Origin of the sequence: Vulcanisaeta sp. JCM 14467 (genome assembly GCF_001316245.1) — an archaeon.
GTDB lineage: Archaea > Thermoproteota > Thermoprotei > Thermoproteales > Thermocladiaceae > Vulcanisaeta.
On sequence record NZ_BBDM01000001.1, the window covers coordinates 26,112 to 45,004 of the forward strand.

The following is an 18,893-nucleotide window of genomic DNA, read 5'->3' on the forward strand; positions in this document are numbered from 1 at the left end:
TATTAAGGGCCCCAGGCTTAACACACCGATGGAGGGCATATTCGTAGCACTGGCAATTCCCTTCAGAAATGGTAAGTTGGATAAGGAAGCCCTGGCAAGGCACGTGGACTCACTCACCAAGGCTGGCGTCGATGGCTTTTACCCCTTCGGCACGACTAGTCAAGGCCCGTACCTAACGCTTGAGGAGAGAAAGGAAGCCCTGGAGGTCATTACCAGGAACACGGATAAGCAGTTGATGGTCCACGTATTCTCATTTGACTGGCAGGAGGTTGTTGAGACTGTTAGGCTTGCCGAGAGGTATGGCGCGGTTGCCATATCATCAATACCACCAATTTATTACAAGCCCGACTACGACACGTTAAGGAGGTACTACGAGAAATTGTCACAACTGACGAAGTTACCCATATTCATTTACAACATACCACAGAACACGGGCTTCAACGTAACGCCAGACCTAGTGGCGAGGTTGCTAAACGACGGCATTAGGATAGCCGGCGTTAAGGACAGCACTGGCGATATAACCCAGATAATGGGCCACGTAAGGCTGGGCATAACGGTACTCAACGGCGCGGACTCCACAATCCTACCAGCTAATGGTCGGTGCCAAGGGCTGCATATCGGCCATGGCCAATGTACTGCCGGAGGTCATGAGGGAGATGTTCAATGACTTCAGGGCCGGCAGGATACAGTCAGCCATGGAAAAGCAGGACTTGATAGCCAGGGTTAGGGAGTTGATCAAGGGGTACCCAGGCGTTGACGGATACTACAAGCTAATCCACCTACTCCGCTACGACTTCGGAACCGTCAAAGAACCATACCTAAGGCCCCTGAACGAATCCGAAGTGCAGAGACTCAGGGAGGAACTAATAAGGCTTGGTTTAAAGCCCAGGGTCTAACGTAGTCGCTTAAATCCCATTCAATCTCACTCGACTCAATTTTTATGAATAGCCGAAGTAAAAAAAAAGTCCCTACTAAAGAATCATATCGATGGCCCTGGGCTTTAATAGACAGGGCATAGTAGCGATCGCCTTGGGCATCTCCATCATTACCGTACTCATGCTAATCTCGGTTAACACACTCGCCCAACCATTAAACCCCAAGCCAATCCTAACAATCAATACAAACACGTACCAAATCAACTACTACAACATAACAGGCATAAGGAAGCCGACCCTCATCATTCACGGCTACCTAAACAATAACCCAGTCCCAATGACCGTCAGCCTATTCGCCCTCGGTGAAGGACATATATACACTGTTGGTTATTACTACGGACTAGGCTCGGTAAACATAAGTTTGACGGCGAAACCAATGATGAACATAGCCAGGGAGACCATAAGAACAATGGTTCTCAACCGAAACCTGCCAGACACCGTGTGGCCATCCATACTCGCATTCATTACATACTTCGATAAGTCCACGAATGAAACCAGGACCGTGGTGGTGGCGATCCCATATAACCCAACCTGGATTGCAAGTAACGCATCAATAACCATAAGCCTAACCATAGACTTCTCCAAGGTAACACCAGCCAAGATCGTCTTCAGTCATAACGCTACAAACGACACATCAATATCAGCGGCAAACTCCTCCATGGATCCCTACGGCTTCGTAGGACCATACAACTGCCTCGGGAGCATTAACGTCTTGAATGCAGCCCCACCATTAACCAATGCCGGCACAGGAATTGTCTATTGGGAGCCGCGAGCATGTGCTGGATTTAATGGCTCAATACCAATATTATGGATTGCCTGGGGTGAAGATGCATGGAGCAATAATATTGGTGGTGGGATAGTCCTAAGCATAGGTGGTTACGCCCAGAAGGGCTCAGGCCTCTATGGCGTCGCCAATGTACCGGGCTCTGGGCTTGAGGTTGTTGGTCCAACGCTCCAGTTCTCAAGTAGTTTGCCCATTTATGGAGGTTATAATGGTTATAGTTACGTTGATAATGTTTATGCATATTTCGTGTTCTCATCAAGTCCCTCATTGTCGTATTCATACCCGAACCTTTATTACTACGTCAATAGGGGGCCGGGCTTCCTTTACCTAGGCATTAACGGTACCCTAGCCCTAATACAGTTCGAAGCCTACTACGTAGATGAGAATGGCTATACCTGGCCACTTGATGAATACGCTAATGCCACGGCAGTGATTAACCTATTACCTGGCGCCATATACAATAATGCGCTATGGTTATGGCCGGGCATTGACCTCGGCAATGGCATCATGAGCTTCATAATGAGCCAAACAGCGCCCAAATTCGGCTTAATCAATCCAAGTTATGTTTATGACTATGTCTTCATTTCGAGGGATAGCAACGGCAATTACCACTACAGCGGCCTATGCACATCAAGCCCCAGTATAACATGCACTTCATCAGGCTGCTACTTCTCACTAAGTGTTGCTGCATCAACCTTTAACCCCAACCCATATGGAATAGCTGCCGAGGTAGGCTTATTCGTGGCCGGCTTGATCCTTGCCTATCCAACCGTTGGTTCAAGTATAGCCGCAATATTTGGTGGAAACGAATTCCTGGCAGGCTTAGCCACATCCGTGGTCCTTGGTATAGCTGGTCTCATGGTTCCACCACCTGGTTCCTCATCATTCTTCTACTTTAATACTGTAATTAACTTAATCGCTAACCCTGTCTCGGCTTACTACGTGGCGTTTTACGGAACGCCCATAAAGTATAGCTACGGCTCCGTGAGTAGTGAGGCATTTCCCGTGGGTATAATCATAAATTCAACCCAGCCTACCTGGGAAACATCTACTGCAATAAGTAGGGCAAAGCTATCTTCAATTTCCAGCGACATAGCATATATACCAGTTAAAATAATCTAAACCCGATGGTTGCAAGGCAAAGGCTAGCGCTCATAACAGTGGCCACCCTCGTAATAGCCATAGCCTCAACACTACTCTCCACACTGGGCGTGACAGCCTTCAACCAAGCCCTGTACAGGTGATTAGGGTTGATACGGGCATGATTACGTACTACAACTCACCACCGATGAGGGGTATGAAACCTGGCATAGTGATTAGGACGTACCTCATTAATGGGTCCTCAGTGACTCCCGTAAACGCCTTCATTAGCGTTTACGCGAACCTGCCACACGGTGATGCCTTTGGTTTATGCCTACGGCAGTTCGGTCACCGTACCATTCAGCAATGCTAAGTGGGGCTATGCAGTGAATAAATGGCTTGGGACTAGCATGCCCGTGGGTAGTTATGATACGTCACTGCTCATATTCATCACGTACATTCATGATAATGAGTCCTGGATAGTACCAATGGTGATCCCATACAATGTTGGCTGGGTCCTGACCATGCAGAGGCCTGGTCTAGTGGCTAATGTTACGCCCATGTATGTTTTAGCTACTGTGTACATAAACGTGGACTCAACTAAGCCGTTTAGGGTTGTTACGGTAAACCATATAAATATGATAGATCAGCAAGTCTTTAGCACCTACAATGGTTACGTACTCTATAATTGCTCTGTAGGTGGTCGCCAGCTGGTGCATTATGCGCATCAGACCCATGAATTTATACCGCAATTAACATGCCTAGCCATAAACGGCCCACTACCGCTAGCGTGGGTCACATGGAGTAGCGGTGTGTTGAGCCATGATAAGGGGCTTGGGGTTACATTGGCCGTTGCCTTCTCGGGCACTCTTGATTGGAATGCCACGGCTATCGGCTATGGCTATGTGGGCACGTCATACATCACTCAGGAGGATTGGCTTAGCGCCACTCCAGGTATGTGCTTGGTTCCCAGGTAAGTGAGCCTGGTTCCCTGTATTACTATTATGATAATGGTACCTGGGCGCTTGTCCGGTACAGTGTGTGGTATATTGATCCAAGGACTGGAGCCACGGAGTACCTGGGTTCAACAATTGTTTCTGAAGTGCTTTATGTGCCTGAGTACGATAGTTATGGAGTTATGTTTGATTATGGTAATGGCACAATAAGCCTATTATATTACAGTGCTATGCCATGGATTAAGGAGTACATTGGTTACTCAACCTTAAATGTATCCTCAGTTACCTATTACGCCAACTTTGCGTATGCAAGCACGGGTTCTGAGCAGCTTTATGAATGTAATGGTCCTGTAGACATATTAAGCGGAATAGTACAGTACCAAGTATTGCTTGGTGGTACTAATACGGCGATAGCCCCTGGATTAGTTACGATATATAATCCCGAACCATTCACATCACCGTTAGGCATAAACAACGTAATACCTAGTATTGCCGGTATGGCAAGTTCCCCAACACTGTTTAATTCACAGAGTATGTGGATTGAGTTCTTCAATGTTGGTGTTGGTACGAACCTATACATCTCCGTAATCAACGCGTCCGCGGTTTATGGCTTGCCCACGTTTGGCTTTATACTAAATGCGACTCATTACTATGGGAACCCACGCGTTATCTCATGTAAGTACGGTAAGTTAATTCCACTCGGCTGATGCATCAGCCCATTCTTACCTCCCTATTCCTCAAAATATATCAAAATATATTTAGGTCATTAAGTATTAATGGGCCATTAATAATACTGTATTGGGTCTGCATGAGCCTTGATTCGCTTGTGAGTAAGCCTGGCGTGAGGGCGCTTGGAATTGCCGAGAGCTTTAGGCTGGACCTTAAGCACTCGATATTGGTTGGTGTTGTCATGAGAAGTGACGGGGTCATTGATGGAGTGGCGTTGGGTAGGACTACTGTGGGTGGTTTGGATGCGACGGACGCCATAATCAATCTATACAGGTCGCTCAATAGGAATGACATTCAGTTACTGATGATTGATGGGTGTATAATATCCTGGTACAACATAATCGACTTGGAGAGACTCTCGAGTGAGCTTGGTTTACCTATTATGTGCTTGACCTTTGAGGAGCCTGAGGGTGATGTTGTGAATGCGTTGAGGAAGTTGTTCCCGGGTGATTCGGAGGTGAGGATTAGGCTTTACGAGAAGTTGGGTAAACCTAAAGAAGTGTTGTTACCGGGTGGTTTGAGGATTTACGTTAGGATTACTGGTATTGACTATAGGACCGCCAGGACGATAATTAGGAAGTTCGTTAGGGAGGGTAAGAGACCTGAGCCCATTAGGGTTGCCAGGTTAATAGCCAATGCATTGCTTAACTATGTTAAAGCACCTTAACCCTCTCACCGCTTAGGTAGGATGCCGCGACCTCTATGTAGGCTATGAAGACTAGGATGAGCGATGCCGCGATTAATTGGGGACCAATGACGTAATATATCGACCTTAGTATGGCTGATGTGAATAGGAGGGCTGGTATTTCAAAGCCTACAATGCCGTAGTGCCTCATTGAGAACCAGAGGATGCCTGGGTTGAGCATTGGTATGCATAGTGATGACATTATTACGGCTATAAAGCCTATGAACAGCATATGAAGGGCATCACCTAATGGCACGCCGATTAGGATAGTACTGCCGTGATTATTAATGAGGCCCTACCCAGCGAAGAACCGACTGGGTACGCCCTGGCATATACGGTCTTGAAGCTGGGCCGAACCTCCTCGGTATGCCGATAACCGCAAGCGTAAGCAGTGAGAGAATTGCCAGGTCTATTGGGTTGCCTAGGAAGTAGGTCATTATGGGGAGCAGTACTGCGTATGGAATGTCGATTATGTAAATGGGCCTCTGCCTACTCTCGGCACGCCTCATTAGGCTGACTATCGAGGCTATGGGGAAGACGAATAGCCTAGGGCCACCCAGGTATATAGCGATTGCAAGGCTCAGTAATCCGCTTAGGAAGAATGTGTTGGGCCAGTATAGGGGCTTCCTGCCAAGGCCGCCCCTGATGATTATTAGTAATGCGTAGTAAATCGCCAGAACAATGCCAATTATCCAGCTAAACCATAACCCTAATGTGTAGGTTATGAACCATGAAATTGACAGCAGCCCGATCAGTATTGATGCGAATGGGCTTGGCATGACCCTTGTAAAGCCTGGGTGTTGGCTAAACATTATGCCGATGTAGAAGAGCACTAGGCCTCCGAGCATTAAGTCGCCGTGGAGGTGCGCGTACCTTAGCATTAATACTGACGAGCCGATTATGAAGGATGCCATTGATATTATGATTAACGCCTGGGAAACCCTCATTTGATAGACGAACCACCTCTTGTAGGTACTTTGCGGTAACTTATCGAATATGCCCCAAAGATTAACTGCCTAAGCATAATCACTCACCGGTGCACGCAACCTCGGAATTAATCTCCACGGCCTTATTAAGCATGCTCCTCAGCGCATCCTTTACACCCTGCCTAATGTTTAACTTATCGAGGCAATCAATGATGTACTTACTCACGGATTCGGAGGGTTCCATACTGCATTGTGAACCAACGCAGAATATGCAGTAGAGGAAGCTATTCTCAACCTGCGTACATTCCCTCGATGCCTCATTAAGTATTGCATTAGCCTCATCATTGCTCAGCCTAACCATCCAGGTGCCGTAAGTCCTGTTGAGGTATGCCGAGCACTCAAACTCGTCATATAGGGCTAGGCACCTCCTAAGTTCGTTCATTGCACGCACAATGTAAATAATCATCCCATAGAACAAAGCCCCAGCACTTTATTTGCTTAATGGTCATTATGGGAACAAAGAATTAAAATTGACTTGGGATACACTTAGCTGGTGATTAAGTCAAGGACGCTGCTGATGATGTGATGAATTGAACCCGGGATGAAAATCCACGAGCCATCGCTCAATCATTACCTACTCTTCACGTACTCATTAAGCTCCATCCTCAGGTACATACCCCTCAACTCACTCAAAACCTCACCACCCAACTTCTCCATTATCAACCTAACCATACCCCTAAAATCAGCATTAACCTTAGCAACCCTATCAACAATGTAAAGTGGGGCCGGATAACCAAGTCTCGGCATTGTAGATAATGGCGCCATGCGTGATATCACTTGCTGTATCATACCTGGATCGCCCATGTACTCGGTGTATATTGGCAGTGTTGCTGGTAGGTATTGAACGTAGAATCCATAAACCTCCCTATCACCAACCCTACCGACAATGTACGGCTTGGTAATCAGGGCATTGGTTGATTTATACCTAGCCCTGTAGGTCTCCATCACCATATGCATCGCTAATGGCTCCTCCATTACCTGCAATGCCCTATTGACATAGTCCCTAAACTCAATATCGGTAATGCTCTGCGAATACCTATTACCCTTAACATCCTTAACATGAGCAAGTACCGGGATGCTGAATCTATCCACATAACTCCTCCCAATCAATGCACCATCAAGTAGCACAACATCTACCGAGAATGACCTTGAGTACTCCAGGGCATATTGGGCCTCCATGTTTAGGGCAGCTCTTTCCAACTCCTCATTCGAAATACCCAGCAATGCGTCGAACCTATTCACCACACGACCCTTACCATCAACGTTTATGAGTAGGGCTATGTTAATTATCGATATCCTAAAACCAAGGTATGATAATTCAGTGAACCCTGAGTCAACGGCAATAAATCTAGTGAACTCCCTACTTGGTGCAACCTCAATTACGTAATTCATGAAATTACCCGCATCACTTAGCAGGTTTAGCCCTATCTCTCATCTGGGCGATCCTGGTCTCGATTAGCTCGAGCATGTTTATTACAACGTCATTGAACATCCTAGCCCCTCCTCGGGTATATCCTAGCCCTCACCTCGCTCATTATTCTCTCAATCAATTCCTTATTAACCCTATCACCCTGAACCGCACCAACACTACTCAATAAATCAAGTATGTACGGTGGCAACTTACCAGCATCACCATCCTGAGCAAGCTCCTCCAGGTAAGCCAGTGTACGTGAGACCCTCTTACTACGTCTCTCCGATATTATTAGGGACGCCAACTCCTTAACAACATCATCAATACTAACACTAGGTGGGGCATTGCTGAGCAGGAACTTTAACTCATTAATCAATGGCTCAGGATCATGGATTAAGTAAATGAGTAGTGGCTTCGCAAAGAGTATGACCTTACCACCCAACGAAACACCGAACGCCTCACCCTTAACACCCTTGATAACCGCATCACCCTCAAGTTCCCCAAGCCCTATTAAGGTCCTTAATGTGGAGTTACCAACCATAATCTCATCAACTACGTACCTCTTAACGGGTACAAAGGGCTCGGGCTTTGACGACACTATCAACTGGGCCTTAACATCTAGTGATTTAAGACTACCATTTAGATCAATGATTATTGATGCGCCATTAACATCACCGCAACTAATTACCTCATTAGCCACACAATTCCTCTCCAACCCGAGAACTGCAACCCTCATAATCGCCACCTCACGTCACATACCTCCTATCAATTAGCCCCGCCCTCCACATGCTCTCCAGGTACTTATTAACCGTGGAGGTATCCATACCGAGCTCCCTGGCTATGGCCACCTCATCAATACCAACGTTAGGACCCAGCGATGAGATCTTGATGAGCAAATCCCTGGGTATCTCGAGCTCCTTACTTATCCCATCAATTACAGCATCCACACTCTTAATGGCATCACTTATGTACTTGGCATTATCAAATGTTGGTGATGGACTTGGAATCTCGGGAACCTTATCGCCCAATAACTTACTCACTAACTTATTACTAATTCTCTTCCTGAGCCATGCCGTTATCTTGGCGTACCTATCAATTAATGCATTAACATTCCCCAGGGTATTACTGAGCTCCTTACGCCTCAACTCAATAATACGCACTAACTCATTTAGGTAATTGTTCAATAGGTTTGGCGAACCATGCCTTATTAGTGGGAATAAATCATTTACAAAATCATCAATGCCCATTTCAGGAATGCTCTTACCTACTATGATTGACGCATTCTTTAAGACGCTCGTTAATTCCACGTATTCCTTAATCCTATCCTCAATATTCCTTAATGTGCTCATTAATTCAACCATGTTATTAACCTCAGAATTAATAGTCTCAAGGATTGTTGGGAGACTCTCCTTAATATTCTCCAACTCAAGGCCGTTGAGTCTCGCCATGTAGGACCGAATCCTCTCAATTAAGTCGTTAATTCTTGAATCAATCTCATTGGCAAGCCCTGGTAAGTACTCATCAACGCCCTTCCTAGCGCTATTTAACTTATTAAATAAGTCCTTAACAGTGCTATTGAGCGAGGATGATAGTGCAGTTAATTCATTATTTAGCTCCTCAAGTCTCTGCTCGACTTCACTGTTCAGCTTATCAATACATAGCATGAATAGCGAATACTTCCTGAGGAATTCACTCGATGTCTCGGGCACCGCCCTTAATAGCGTGAAGGCTCTCTCGCAATCATTACCCTGCATATTAATCCCAGGTTGAACCTCAATACTCACCTTCAACTCATCAATACTTATGGACAATGGCTTACGTAGGGACTCACTAAGCTACCCATGTACTCACTAAGTATTGAAAGCACCTTAGGCACAAGCTCCGGCATGTATGGGGCGTACTCAGTTAAGTTACTATTAACGGGTAGTAACAACCCCCTGAGACTAAGTAACTTTACTAGGTCGCCCTCCTTAAACTCCCTCCATAGGTGTGTTGGGTATAGCCTCCTTATTAGGTACTCAAGCTCCTTAGTTGTAAAGCTCTGCTTACCCAATGACTTAAGGTAGTTTATGAAGCTAGACTCGACAGGGCTAATCCTGGCCTTACCACCCTCATCCCTAAAGACCTCGCTGATCCTCGAGACCCTCACCCTTAACCCAGGCCTCGACTATACGCCTAATAACGGCATCCTTAGACTCCTTAGCACCGCGCCTAATCGCCATTGTGTACTGAAGAACCCTCTGCCTAACCCTATCCCTGAATGCTAATACCTCATCCCTATAATCATTAAGTTTCCCGAGAAATACCGAGTACTCCCTAGGAATCCTATCAAGCCTTTCAAGCCTTGAACCAATCACTATGGACCTAAGCTCATCAATCCTATCAGAACCAAATACCGAGAAGTACGTGAAGTCCGTCACCGGGCCAAGCACCAACTTCCAGGACAACTTACTAATCGGTTCAACGACACTCCTCATTATGTCGTCTGTGAGTAGCGACCTCGACATTATGATGACCACTAACGAGTCAATGAACCTTTCCTGACCATTAATCGTTATCACACCTTCATTAATAACCTTACTTAGTAACTTAACGAGTTGGTTAGGATCGCCATCAATACTCACAACAATCCCAATCCTAATATCGAGGGGGCTCTCAATAATGCCAAGCCAGGCACCTGATGATGGGTTAAGCGTCACCTGCGAACCGAATGCCGCCCTAACTATTTCCGCCGCTAAATCCTCACGGAAAGCATTAACAATACTAATGGCCTTACCAACTCCTCCTTAGCCTAATGATCTCCTCAGGCTCCCTACCAAACACCAAAATCCTATGTAGCCTAGGCGATACCTGGTACGCCCTGATTATACTCACGGCAGATGAGACCTTGGTATTGCCTGGGAAAATCACGTAAATTACCGGTTCACCCTCATAGGCCGTGTAGTAGGAGCTAAAGTTAATTGATAAATCCCTCAAATCACCCTCAATTGGTGCTAAGCCTAATCGTATCAACTCATTATTAACCCTAACTAAGCCATCCCTATCAAGCCTAAACCTAGCGACCTGAACCTCCTCAACAAGCCCCGCCTTAACCAGGGCATTGATGTACGAGGTAACATCGAACCCAAGCTCAGAGCTTAGGTCATTAATGCTCCTGGGGATACCGGATAATAGCAATGCCCTGAACACCCTAGAGCCTCTATCGTCATCAGATCCCTCATTAATTACGTCTAGATACGCCTTCAACTCACCATTGGCAACCTCATTCCTTAGGAATTCCTCAAAGATCTCGTAATTAAGCTCCTTACCCCTCTCCACAACCATGTCCAGGAGCTTGGACGTAAACTTAACCAGGGCCCTAGGCGATGCCTTGCCACCCTCGGTATTCGCTACTAACTCATAAAGTGTTGCCAAATACTCACGCCTAAGTGGGTGGAGACTGTTGATAAGGCCCTTCCTGACCAGGTCGAGTCTCTCATCCGTGGAGTAGGCATTGAAGCGCTGCATTAGCATTGCCTCGTAGAGCCACAGGGGCATCCTCTCGTCGAGCATAACCTCCATGTAAACCCTACCCCTCGTTATATCAAAGACGTCAGGCACCATGTTCTTAAGGATATTATAGTAAAGCTGTGGCGTGAATGCGAGGACCATCATAATCCTGCCAAGCCTCTTCGGGTCAATGCCAAGTACGTCCCTGTAATTCCTAGGCTCAATCAGGGCCCTGATCAATGAGCCCAGCCTAATGACTAGGTCCCTAACCTTACCAGCATCACCCGGGTTAAGAGCATTCGTTAGTTCAACAGCCCTACTAACCTCATCAGCCTCATCAAGAAGCAACAGCAATGGTTCACTAGGGTTATTACGAGCCTTAATCAGGGAATTAATGACAACGTTAATATCGAGGCCAAAGGTCAGTGGGAGCCTAAGGACCCTAAGCCCAAGGCTTTGCGCCGCGGCCTCAATTGCGTCAAGGAGCTCGCTCTTACCCCAACCATACTGCCCAACAATGACAACGGCAATGTTATCACTACCCCTGAGGAAGGCGTTGATTGCGGACTTAACTCTCTCAAGCTCATTCTCAAAACCCACTGGTGAGTACCTACGCTCGATTGGTGGAACTCCGCTGAGGTTAAGTGGCCTATCAATGAATCCAAACTTACTGTACATTATCAATGGATTGATAATATGAGCCATTAATTAAGAAAACAAATAAAATAAGCAATCCCGCATTAACAACACCTACCACCATAGTTGCCATGTTGGTTGGCATTGTGTTGTGTGGTAGAATCCCTGGAGTCCCATGTATGGGCTTTGACTCTCCCTCCAATTCCTGCCCATGCCCGGCGGCGCTATGTACATACCGTGGCTTTGAATACTTACCATCCCATTTGGGTTAACGAAAACATACTAATCAATGTCATAGGTAATATGCTCAACTAAAACGCCAGGTATTGGTATGAAGCCAAGCAGGTAATACGTACAACCATACGGTTTATAAACAACGACGAAGGCACCAATCGGGATCACGTTCATAGACGGCTCCGGACTATCGGCAGAACCCACATACATATAGCCTCATTCTCAGCGCCATACATTACTCTTGAGGATGCAAAATACCTGTTCATAGGCTTAAAGACCCATGTTAAGTTGTACGCCACAAACTTCAATGGCGTCATTATACCAGGTGTCTTTAATGATAATGATATTGTGTATTGTGAACAGTAATATGTGGAGGAGATTGAGGGTGCCTGGATTGTATAGCCTAGGGTTGGGGTGGTCCTATACTTCTCCACGGTCATGCACTGCATTGGGTACGGTACGTAGTAATTAATTGTCCAGTAACCTGGGTTATAATTACCTACACTCACCATCTTAACGTCTCCAGGCAATTGCGAGACACTTATCTTGTTTGTCTCATATTCATAAGTCATGTATGATGCGTAGGCGTCCTGGAAGAGTTTTAGGTACTTAATGTACGTACCAGGCTCTGGCCAATATTCAATTACACTATAAAGCTGTGCATAACCAACCGAGAAACCATTCAAACCCCTATAAACCAACCCATTCCATACTAGGCAAAAATCAACTATAGCGCTACCAAGCGAGTCGCTATAAGATCGTGCACCATAGACAATTATGTACGTACCATTAAAATCAATCGGCCGATTCGTAGACCCTAAAGTGCAAAGACCAGGTAGAGACATAAATCACTTGCATTTAGCCTGGAAATTTATCCTAGCCTTAACCTTAACTCCATGATGATTTTATTTATCATGAACATAGGTCCAGTGGTCTTATTGATTGATGTTGAGACATATTGCATACTTGTTTTACCACTGGTTGTGGTGTTAATAATCATTGTGGTATTGTTAATGGTTTTCTCATCACCTATTGTTGCATTACCAACATTAACCTTAACCATCTCATTACCAGTCACATTGTTTATACCAGCGTTAACGCTGTTGAAAATCTGTAATGAGCACCATGATATTTCACTTACCTGGGCTTGATACAGAGGCATTAAGTATTGCTCTGGAGTTATTGGTATTACTGACTCGTTGAAGAAGTCATAAGTTTGCAGGTAACCACCGAAGAATAGCGACTCATTAAGTAAGTATAGCCCCGTTGGGTAGTTCTTGGTTTCATAAACGGGAATTGCATAACCACTTTGTGTTACATAATCAACCTGGAGTAAGTAGTAAGTATTGGGTAGGCAGGTTGGGTTTATTAACGTGCCATTTGGTAGTAATAATATCGGCGATATATAGACCGCAGGCCCAAAGGGTACGAGCCTCGACCTCTGGTATATGGTGTATCCATAATTTGTAAGCTCACCTATTGTGGCATTAGGGATAAATGATAACTGACTAATTAATGACGAATTTACGTACTCATTAAATGAAAACTTGAGTATCTGAAGAATCTCTGGGAATGCCGAGCTCGGCCATGAACTTGCATTTGTGCCCTGCCCAACCCACATGGTAAATACGCTAATGCCTGGTAAACCAACCTCATAGTACTCACTAACACTGTTGGTGGCTGGGTTATAACCGTAGTAATAATTCCATAGGTAGTATGGTTCACCATTAAGGGCCGTTAAGTAACCACCTACGGAACTCAACTCCGTTAGTAATTGCGTTAAGCTCTCATTACCTGTCTCGAAGGCAAAAACTACGTAATTAATGCCGTTTATGTCCTCTGTTATTACTATGTACCAATTGGCATACACTGGTTGCGGAGATACGAGGTAAGGCGGGACCTTCAGTATCCACGTAACGCCACCAGTGGCATTAGCGTTTGCCGTGGCATTTAGTAAAACCTCCTGTTGTATCGTGGTTTCAGAGGCATTGGCTATATATAGTGTAAATTCTCTACCTGCCGTTGCGGTCCAAACAGGTGTTACGTTCTCGATTAATAAGTCCTCATGATAAGTTAGTGGGTACTCACTACTTATACCGCTTAGAAATTGTACCGTGGGTCTTGAGTCTGTTAGGTTCATGGTTATTACATATGTTGTGTAGACTACGGGTGTAGGTGCTGGGCCATAAATAATACCTGCGTAGGTAGATAATGAGATTAATATCAATATTATCGTTAGAGATAGTATAAGTATTATCCACTTATTAGTCATCATCACTATTTAATACCGCGCTACAGCTATATATAAGTTTCTAATCATTAAGAGTCACTGAAATTATGAGGCAGAAAGTATTTTAGGGGGTTGTCCTTTAACAAATTGAATGAGTCTAGATTTTCAATTAATACAGCCAATAGGCCAACTTAAGGAACTAGAAAAGTACCCACTGTATGAACCGTTTGCTTACGCTACAATAGTCCAGGACGAGAGGACTGGCGACATAATGTATTACCTCGAGGAGATAACGCTAGACCCAACGGAGCAGCAGGTGTACAAGGAGTTGGTGAGAATAGTTATGCTCGAGCTACCACCGCCTGAAGAGTTAATGAAGATGGGTGATGTAAAGAATTACCTACTTAATGAGTTGAAGAAGATTGTTGGTAGGTACAGGAGACTCTTCAGGAATGTACCACCCTCATCCTTCGCTAAATTCCTCTACTACATGGAGAGGGATTTACTCGGTTATGGACCGATAGATGCGTTGATGAGAGACGAGAATATTGAGGATATTTCATGCGATGGTGTTGGTAGGCCCATCTACGTATTCCACAGGAAGTATGAGTCAATACCGACGAATATCGTGCCAATGACCGACCAAGCCCTTGACGACCTAGTTGTTAAGTTGATACACATGTCGGGTAGCATGTCTCAGTAGCAACCCCAATAGTTGATGCGCAATTACCAGATGGTTCTAGGATTGCCGTTACGTATAGGAGGGAGGTCTCACCAGGCGGTTCTACATTCACGATTAGGAAATTCAGGAAGAACCCACTGACGTTCGCAGAACTCGTCAAGTTCGGCAACATCAGTGCCGAGATAGCGGGTTACTTCTGGGTTATGCTGGATAATGGTAGGTCATTCCTAGTGCTTGGTGTCACGGGCGCAGGTAAGACAAGCTTCCTAAATGCCATGGCAACATTCATTAGGCCTAACATGAAGATAATAACCGTCGAGGAGGTCCCAGAGGTAAACCTACCCCACAAGAACTGGGTCAGGCTAGTCACTAGGCAGAGTTATGGGGCTGAGAAGATAAACGAGATCACACTATTCGACCTAGTCAAGGCAACGCTTAGAATGAGGCCCGACTACCTAATTGTTGGTGAGATTAGGGGTGAGGAGGCGTATGTCCTGTTTCAAGCAGTGAACACGGGCCACAGTGGCATATCTACGATGCATGCTGAGTCCTTCGAGGCAGCGGTTAATAGGCTTACGAGCCACCAATGAACATACCGCCTGCTACATACCTGCCATGAACATATTCGTCATGGTCAAGAGGGTTAAGATTGGTGGTAGGTTGACGAGGAGGGTTACTGAGGTTGGTGAGGTTTACATGGATGGTGACAAGATTAGGTTTAACACTGTGTTAGGTGGAACCCGAGGACTGATACTCATGAGTCATATGTTGGGAAGAGCATCCTTGTTAGGCAGATAAGTGATATGACGGGTAAGGACGTGGATGAAATACTCGGGGAAATAGACACGAGGGCGAAGATTGTCCAGTGGATGGTGGAGAATGAGATCTTTAACTTTGAGGATGTCTCAACATATGTTCAAACATACTACACAAACCCAGATAAAGTACTTAATCAGGTATTTGGAAGGGTGAGCGAGGTTGAAAGCAGTGCTCAGATTTAAGGACCTCAATTCCCTGATTAGATATTTAAATGAGGAACTGAATAAATTATTAATAGCTAAGAAAGTACTTGATGATGAGGTAAGGAGGGATCCTCTCGTGGATATAATCGAGATAGATAAAAACGGTAATATTAACATTAAGAGAGACAGGATATCAGAAGTAATGAAGGGACTAAGTAGTGAGCTTGATAGAAGGATTGAACGCATTAGTTCATTGCTTGAGGAATTAACGAGCGAATTTAATAATTATAATTTCACGGGAATCGTACTTTTAGAATTTAATAATGGAATACCTAGTAGGGTATTACTATCACAACCATTAACCATGGGCGAGGGTTCATGATACCCATAGTACCGGTATTAATAATAATCATAATGATTGGAATGTTAGTACTAGGCTTAATCAGGCCGCCCCTCACCGTGATAATACCATTGCTTGGCATTTACGTAATATTAATGCTGATACCTTACATATTACCTAACTTAGCAATTAATCAATACCTTAGTATTAAGTACATAATGCTTCCAGTAATAGGCTTGGCGATGGGTTATGGAATATCCATATTGATGAGCAGATACATGAATATTGATGTGCGCTCACTATTTGGGCTAGGGCGAAGTAAGGGGAGGGCTGGAAGACCAAGGACTATGAGTAACCAGAGGATTAAGAGACCCGAGATAAAACCTGAGGAATTGGATAAGCTCATTAATGAGTCAATTAATACGTTAAGACTTGGTATATCAATTAATGAAACATTGGGTAGTTGGGTTGAGTATTATGATGGGTGGACTGACGCAATAATAGGTATTTCTAGAAGATTCATGGATATTAGAGAAAGTGCAGATATAATTAGTAAGGAGGCTTTGCTCTTATCAAGAATTAGGCAGTACGAGAGTAAGGCCTTAGCGCTTGGCTTAACGTTAAGGGAGGAGTCAGCCTTCAAGAAACAAAGAAGATCAAATAGTGAAGATAGGTTGGTAGTCTATGCTAGGCCTGAGGAATTAGTTAATGAATTAATGAATGCAACACAGATAATGAGTGTCTATGTTGATGAGCTCGGCGGAATACTTGAGAAACTAATACATGATAATGGGATTTCTCAGTACATATTTAATTCAAGGATGCTGATCCTTTACGTGGATGGAGTACCCAGGAAACTCATAATGATTAATAAGGGCTACTAAGTACCTCCCTCACCCTGCATAATAATCATTATTGGTATTGAATCAACAAGCAACGCAATCACCGGTTGGGCCTTATCAACGTTAAGCAATTCCAGTCTATCGATCACGGACTTTATAATCGCCGACCTCCTCTGTATGTAACCAGCGGCATCATTTATCACGTTCCTCCTCGTATTAGTGCCCGGCTTATAAATAATTCTCAATGAGAACACCTCCGAGGAATCATCGATAAACCTAATATTCTCTGAAACTTCACTTGCCATTGTCATATTACTTTCAGAACCAAGTATTTCATTCCAATTCTGCTTAAGCATGTACATGAACCTATACGAGTTACTCAACTCACTCTTTAATGTACGTATTAATTCATCCAATGATTCAAATTTTTTTAATCTCAATAATCATGAAGAACCACCAATCACCTCCTCAATCTTCCTAAATGGTTCTGGATAGTTTATATCGCTTAATCTAACGATTGTTTCAAAGGTTCTTGAACTGCCACCAATTGTTGAGATTGCTTCATCAACAGTTTTCATAACCCTAGCCAACTCATCAGCCGTTAAACCAATGACACCACTCAGGACACTTGGTATTTCAGTCACTTCCTTAATACTAGGTAAGTGTAGTAATGATGCATTTGACATGTCTGGCAGTGAGTATCCTATTATCACTCAATTGATGAGTCATCAATCATGACTGTATATTCATCACTTATGCCAAGCTTCTCGGCAAACTCTACTGCCTGTTTAATGGACATGAGCATGTCCGTATAATAATTAATGGCATCCTTAATTGCGTTTTTATAGCCATTAGCTGTAAGTACGTAGGTTATCTCAACATCCTCAAACTTAGTAGTTATGTTTGTGTTACCCTTAACATAGGCGGCCTGGGACTTACTTCTTAATTCCCTGATTAACTTATTTGCGAATTCATTATCAGGACTATAGGCATGTATCTCATTAATTATTTGCATTACTTCATTAAGCCTATTACCGAGGTCCAGAATCACATCCCTTAACTTATCACTTTTTAGCACTATCAAGGTCGATCACCACCAGTGATGGTACATCACTAAAGTACCTAACCATGGCTTTAAACTCATAATCCTTAAGCTTACCTAGCCTAATCTCAAGTGCTTCATAAATTGCGTATTCTAGCTTGAGGAATTGAATTGCTTTTGAGAATAACTCCCTATACGCCTCCTTCGATGGTTCTTTATACAGGATTATTGGTATTGAATTCGGTATATCAATGATCATTCTTTCGCTCCTGTCAGGTAAATTAATCTCGCTACTAACCTTACTATATATCTCGTATAGGTTCTTCACATACTCCACAACCCTTTTCTTATTCTCAAGTACCCTCCTGTGTAATTCTCTCAAGTCAATACTTATATCGAGACTGGCGCTCATGGCATTATCACCAGTTTTGTCTTCTTATTGTTATAATCTATCATTATCATTATTGAGGCATTTCTATCCTTAATCTCATTTAAATATTTACTCACCTTCTCGATTTGTCCTACTATATAATTAATGTTGCTTTCTACCGCATTTAATTTATTCAATAACCACATCGAGTGAGGTGCAATATGTATATTCAGTGCATGTGGTATTGCCTGTACCGTTATTACCTGGTGTGATGGTTGAAAGCCGAGCTTCATAAGTTTCTCCTCCATGTTAGCATTTACTTTCAGTTTTTCCTTAATCATACCATAACGTTCCCTTAAGTTTAATAATTGTTCTTTAATTATGTTCAATTTATTTATTGCATCCTCAATCGTACTGAATAATAGCACTAACATTCAGATTCTCATTAATTAGGCTATATTTATTCTTTACTTGGGAAGTTTATGATTAATCCTCATGAA

At 44.0% G+C, this 18,893-nt stretch carries 27 protein-coding genes and 1 pseudogene; 11 read left to right on the top strand and 17 right to left on the bottom strand.

Going from position 1 to position 18,893, the window contains the following annotated elements; translation table 11 throughout:
• Positions 1-28: 28 nt before the first annotated feature.
• The 5 genes and pseudogenes from JCM14467_RS00175 (at position 29) to JCM14467_RS00190 (ending at position 5,151) form a co-directional block, all read left to right on the top strand.
• Positions 29-896: pseudogene (locus JCM14467_RS00175) on the top strand (dihydrodipicolinate synthase family protein).
• Between the two features lie 133 nt (positions 897-1,029).
• Positions 1,030-2,841: a hypothetical protein gene (locus tag JCM14467_RS00180; protein ID WP_252900201.1), complete on the top strand. Its 1,812-nt coding sequence runs from the start codon at positions 1,030-1,032 to the stop codon at positions 2,839-2,841.
• Between the two features lie 272 nt (positions 2,842-3,113).
• A complete protein-coding gene (locus JCM14467_RS14325) occupies positions 3,114-3,776 on the top strand; it encodes a hypothetical protein (RefSeq protein ID WP_252900202.1) in 663 nt (220 codons plus the stop codon).
• On the top strand, positions 3,758-4,462 hold the full coding sequence (locus tag JCM14467_RS14330) for a hypothetical protein (protein ID WP_252900203.1): 705 nt from the start codon (positions 3,758-3,760) through the stop codon (positions 4,460-4,462). Before JCM14467_RS14325 ends, JCM14467_RS14330 begins: the two co-directional genes overlap by 19 nt.
• Positions 4,463-4,563: 101 nt before the next feature.
• Positions 4,564-5,151, top strand: a complete 588-nt coding sequence (locus tag JCM14467_RS00190) for an endonuclease dU (protein ID WP_054848912.1) — start codon at positions 4,564-4,566, stop codon at positions 5,149-5,151.
• Here the strand turns inward: JCM14467_RS00190 and JCM14467_RS00195 are convergent.
• The 12 genes from JCM14467_RS00195 to JCM14467_RS00230 form a co-directional block, all read right to left on the bottom strand.
• Positions 5,138-5,401 (bottom strand): hypothetical protein, encoded by a 264-nt coding sequence (locus tag JCM14467_RS00195; protein WP_252900204.1) that lies wholly within the window; start codon positions 5,399-5,401, stop codon positions 5,138-5,140. The genes JCM14467_RS00190 and JCM14467_RS00195 overlap by 14 nt on opposite strands.
• Positions 5,402-5,453: 52 nt before the next feature.
• A complete protein-coding gene (locus tag JCM14467_RS00200; RefSeq protein ID WP_054848703.1) occupies positions 5,454-6,116 on the bottom strand; it encodes a hypothetical protein in 663 nt (220 codons plus the stop codon).
• A 79-nt stretch (positions 6,117-6,195) separates the two neighbouring features.
• Positions 6,196-6,561: a hypothetical protein gene (locus JCM14467_RS00205; RefSeq protein WP_054848704.1), complete on the bottom strand. Its 366-nt coding sequence runs from the start codon at positions 6,559-6,561 to the stop codon at positions 6,196-6,198.
• A gap of 164 nt (positions 6,562-6,725) precedes the next feature.
• The gene (locus JCM14467_RS00210) at positions 6,726-7,547 is read right to left on the bottom strand and encodes a DNA double-strand break repair nuclease NurA (RefSeq protein ID WP_252900205.1); all 822 of its coding nucleotides are present in this window, start codon (positions 7,545-7,547) and stop codon (positions 6,726-6,728) included.
• 101 nt (positions 7,548-7,648) lie between these two features.
• Positions 7,649-8,302, bottom strand: coding sequence for a hypothetical protein (locus JCM14467_RS00215; protein ID WP_054848913.1), 654 nt, complete (start codon positions 8,300-8,302; stop codon positions 7,649-7,651).
• A 10-nt stretch (positions 8,303-8,312) separates the two neighbouring features.
• Positions 8,313-9,377 (bottom strand): hypothetical protein, encoded by a 1,065-nt coding sequence (locus JCM14467_RS14335; RefSeq protein WP_252900206.1) that lies wholly within the window; start codon positions 9,375-9,377, stop codon positions 8,313-8,315.
• Entirely contained in the window at positions 9,368-9,715 is a 348-nt protein-coding gene (locus JCM14467_RS14340) for a hypothetical protein (protein WP_252900207.1), read from the bottom strand. Before JCM14467_RS14340 ends, JCM14467_RS14335 begins: the two co-directional genes overlap by 10 nt.
• The gene (locus JCM14467_RS14345; protein ID WP_252900208.1) at positions 9,684-10,265 is read right to left on the bottom strand and encodes a hypothetical protein; all 582 of its coding nucleotides are present in this window, start codon (positions 10,263-10,265) and stop codon (positions 9,684-9,686) included. The genes JCM14467_RS14340 and JCM14467_RS14345 overlap by 32 nt, the downstream gene beginning before the upstream one ends.
• 73 nt (positions 10,266-10,338) lie before the next feature.
• On the bottom strand, positions 10,339-11,733 hold the full coding sequence (locus tag JCM14467_RS14350) for a hypothetical protein (RefSeq protein WP_252900209.1): 1,395 nt from the start codon (positions 11,731-11,733) through the stop codon (positions 10,339-10,341).
• 72 nt (positions 11,734-11,805) lie between these two features.
• Positions 11,806-11,949: a hypothetical protein gene (locus JCM14467_RS14355; protein ID WP_252900210.1), complete on the bottom strand. Its 144-nt coding sequence runs from the start codon at positions 11,947-11,949 to the stop codon at positions 11,806-11,808.
• Positions 11,950-12,095: 146 nt separating this feature from the next.
• Positions 12,096-12,611, bottom strand: a complete 516-nt coding sequence (locus JCM14467_RS00225; protein ID WP_252900211.1) for a hypothetical protein — start codon at positions 12,609-12,611, stop codon at positions 12,096-12,098.
• Positions 12,612-12,796: 185 nt separating this feature from the next.
• Positions 12,797-14,200, bottom strand: coding sequence for a hypothetical protein (locus JCM14467_RS00230; protein ID WP_054848914.1), 1,404 nt, complete (start codon positions 14,198-14,200; stop codon positions 12,797-12,799).
• A 106-nt stretch (positions 14,201-14,306) separates the two neighbouring features.
• Between JCM14467_RS00230 and JCM14467_RS14360 the strand changes: the two genes are divergently transcribed.
• The 6 genes from JCM14467_RS14360 to JCM14467_RS00245 are packed head-to-tail and all read left to right on the top strand — an operon-like array spanning position 14,307 to position 17,023.
• Positions 14,307-14,858, top strand: a complete 552-nt coding sequence (locus JCM14467_RS14360; protein ID WP_252900212.1) for a hypothetical protein — start codon at positions 14,307-14,309, stop codon at positions 14,856-14,858.
• 41 nt (positions 14,859-14,899) lie between these two features.
• On the top strand, positions 14,900-15,427 hold the full coding sequence (locus JCM14467_RS14365; RefSeq protein WP_252900407.1) for a type II/IV secretion system ATPase subunit: 528 nt from the start codon (positions 14,900-14,902) through the stop codon (positions 15,425-15,427).
• Between the two features lie 25 nt (positions 15,428-15,452).
• A complete protein-coding gene (locus JCM14467_RS14370; protein WP_252900213.1) occupies positions 15,453-15,635 on the top strand; it encodes a hypothetical protein in 183 nt (60 codons plus the stop codon).
• 5 nt (positions 15,636-15,640) lie between these two features.
• On the top strand, positions 15,641-15,838 hold the full coding sequence (locus tag JCM14467_RS14375; RefSeq protein ID WP_252900214.1) for a hypothetical protein: 198 nt from the start codon (positions 15,641-15,643) through the stop codon (positions 15,836-15,838).
• Positions 15,825-16,181 carry a hypothetical protein gene (locus tag JCM14467_RS00240; RefSeq protein WP_054848706.1) on the top strand — a complete coding sequence of 119 codons (357 nt, stop codon included), beginning with the start codon at positions 15,825-15,827 and terminating at the stop codon, positions 16,179-16,181. Before JCM14467_RS14375 ends, JCM14467_RS00240 begins: the two co-directional genes overlap by 14 nt.
• Entirely contained in the window at positions 16,178-17,023 is an 846-nt protein-coding gene (locus JCM14467_RS00245; protein WP_054848707.1) for a hypothetical protein, read from the top strand. The genes JCM14467_RS00240 and JCM14467_RS00245 overlap by 4 nt, the downstream gene beginning before the upstream one ends.
• Here JCM14467_RS00245 and JCM14467_RS00250 read toward each other — a convergent pair.
• The 5 genes from JCM14467_RS00250 to JCM14467_RS00265 are packed head-to-tail and all read right to left on the bottom strand — an operon-like array spanning position 17,020 to position 18,827.
• Positions 17,020-17,397 carry a hypothetical protein gene (locus tag JCM14467_RS00250; RefSeq protein ID WP_252900215.1) on the bottom strand — a complete coding sequence of 126 codons (378 nt, stop codon included), beginning with the start codon at positions 17,395-17,397 and terminating at the stop codon, positions 17,020-17,022. The two genes, JCM14467_RS00245 and JCM14467_RS00250, sit on opposite strands and share 4 nt — an antisense overlap.
• 27 nt (positions 17,398-17,424) lie before the next feature.
• Positions 17,425-17,694, bottom strand: a complete 270-nt coding sequence (locus tag JCM14467_RS14380; protein WP_252900216.1) for a hypothetical protein — start codon at positions 17,692-17,694, stop codon at positions 17,425-17,427.
• On the bottom strand, positions 17,691-18,065 hold the full coding sequence (locus JCM14467_RS14385; RefSeq protein WP_252900217.1) for a hypothetical protein: 375 nt from the start codon (positions 18,063-18,065) through the stop codon (positions 17,691-17,693). Before JCM14467_RS14385 ends, JCM14467_RS14380 begins: the two co-directional genes overlap by 4 nt.
• A complete protein-coding gene (locus JCM14467_RS00260; RefSeq protein WP_054848709.1) occupies positions 18,046-18,435 on the bottom strand; it encodes a hypothetical protein in 390 nt (129 codons plus the stop codon). The genes JCM14467_RS14385 and JCM14467_RS00260 overlap by 20 nt, the downstream gene beginning before the upstream one ends.
• Positions 18,432-18,827 (bottom strand): hypothetical protein, encoded by a 396-nt coding sequence (locus tag JCM14467_RS00265; protein ID WP_054848710.1) that lies wholly within the window; start codon positions 18,825-18,827, stop codon positions 18,432-18,434. The genes JCM14467_RS00260 and JCM14467_RS00265 overlap by 4 nt, the downstream gene beginning before the upstream one ends.
• Positions 18,828-18,893: the final 66 nt, after the last annotated feature.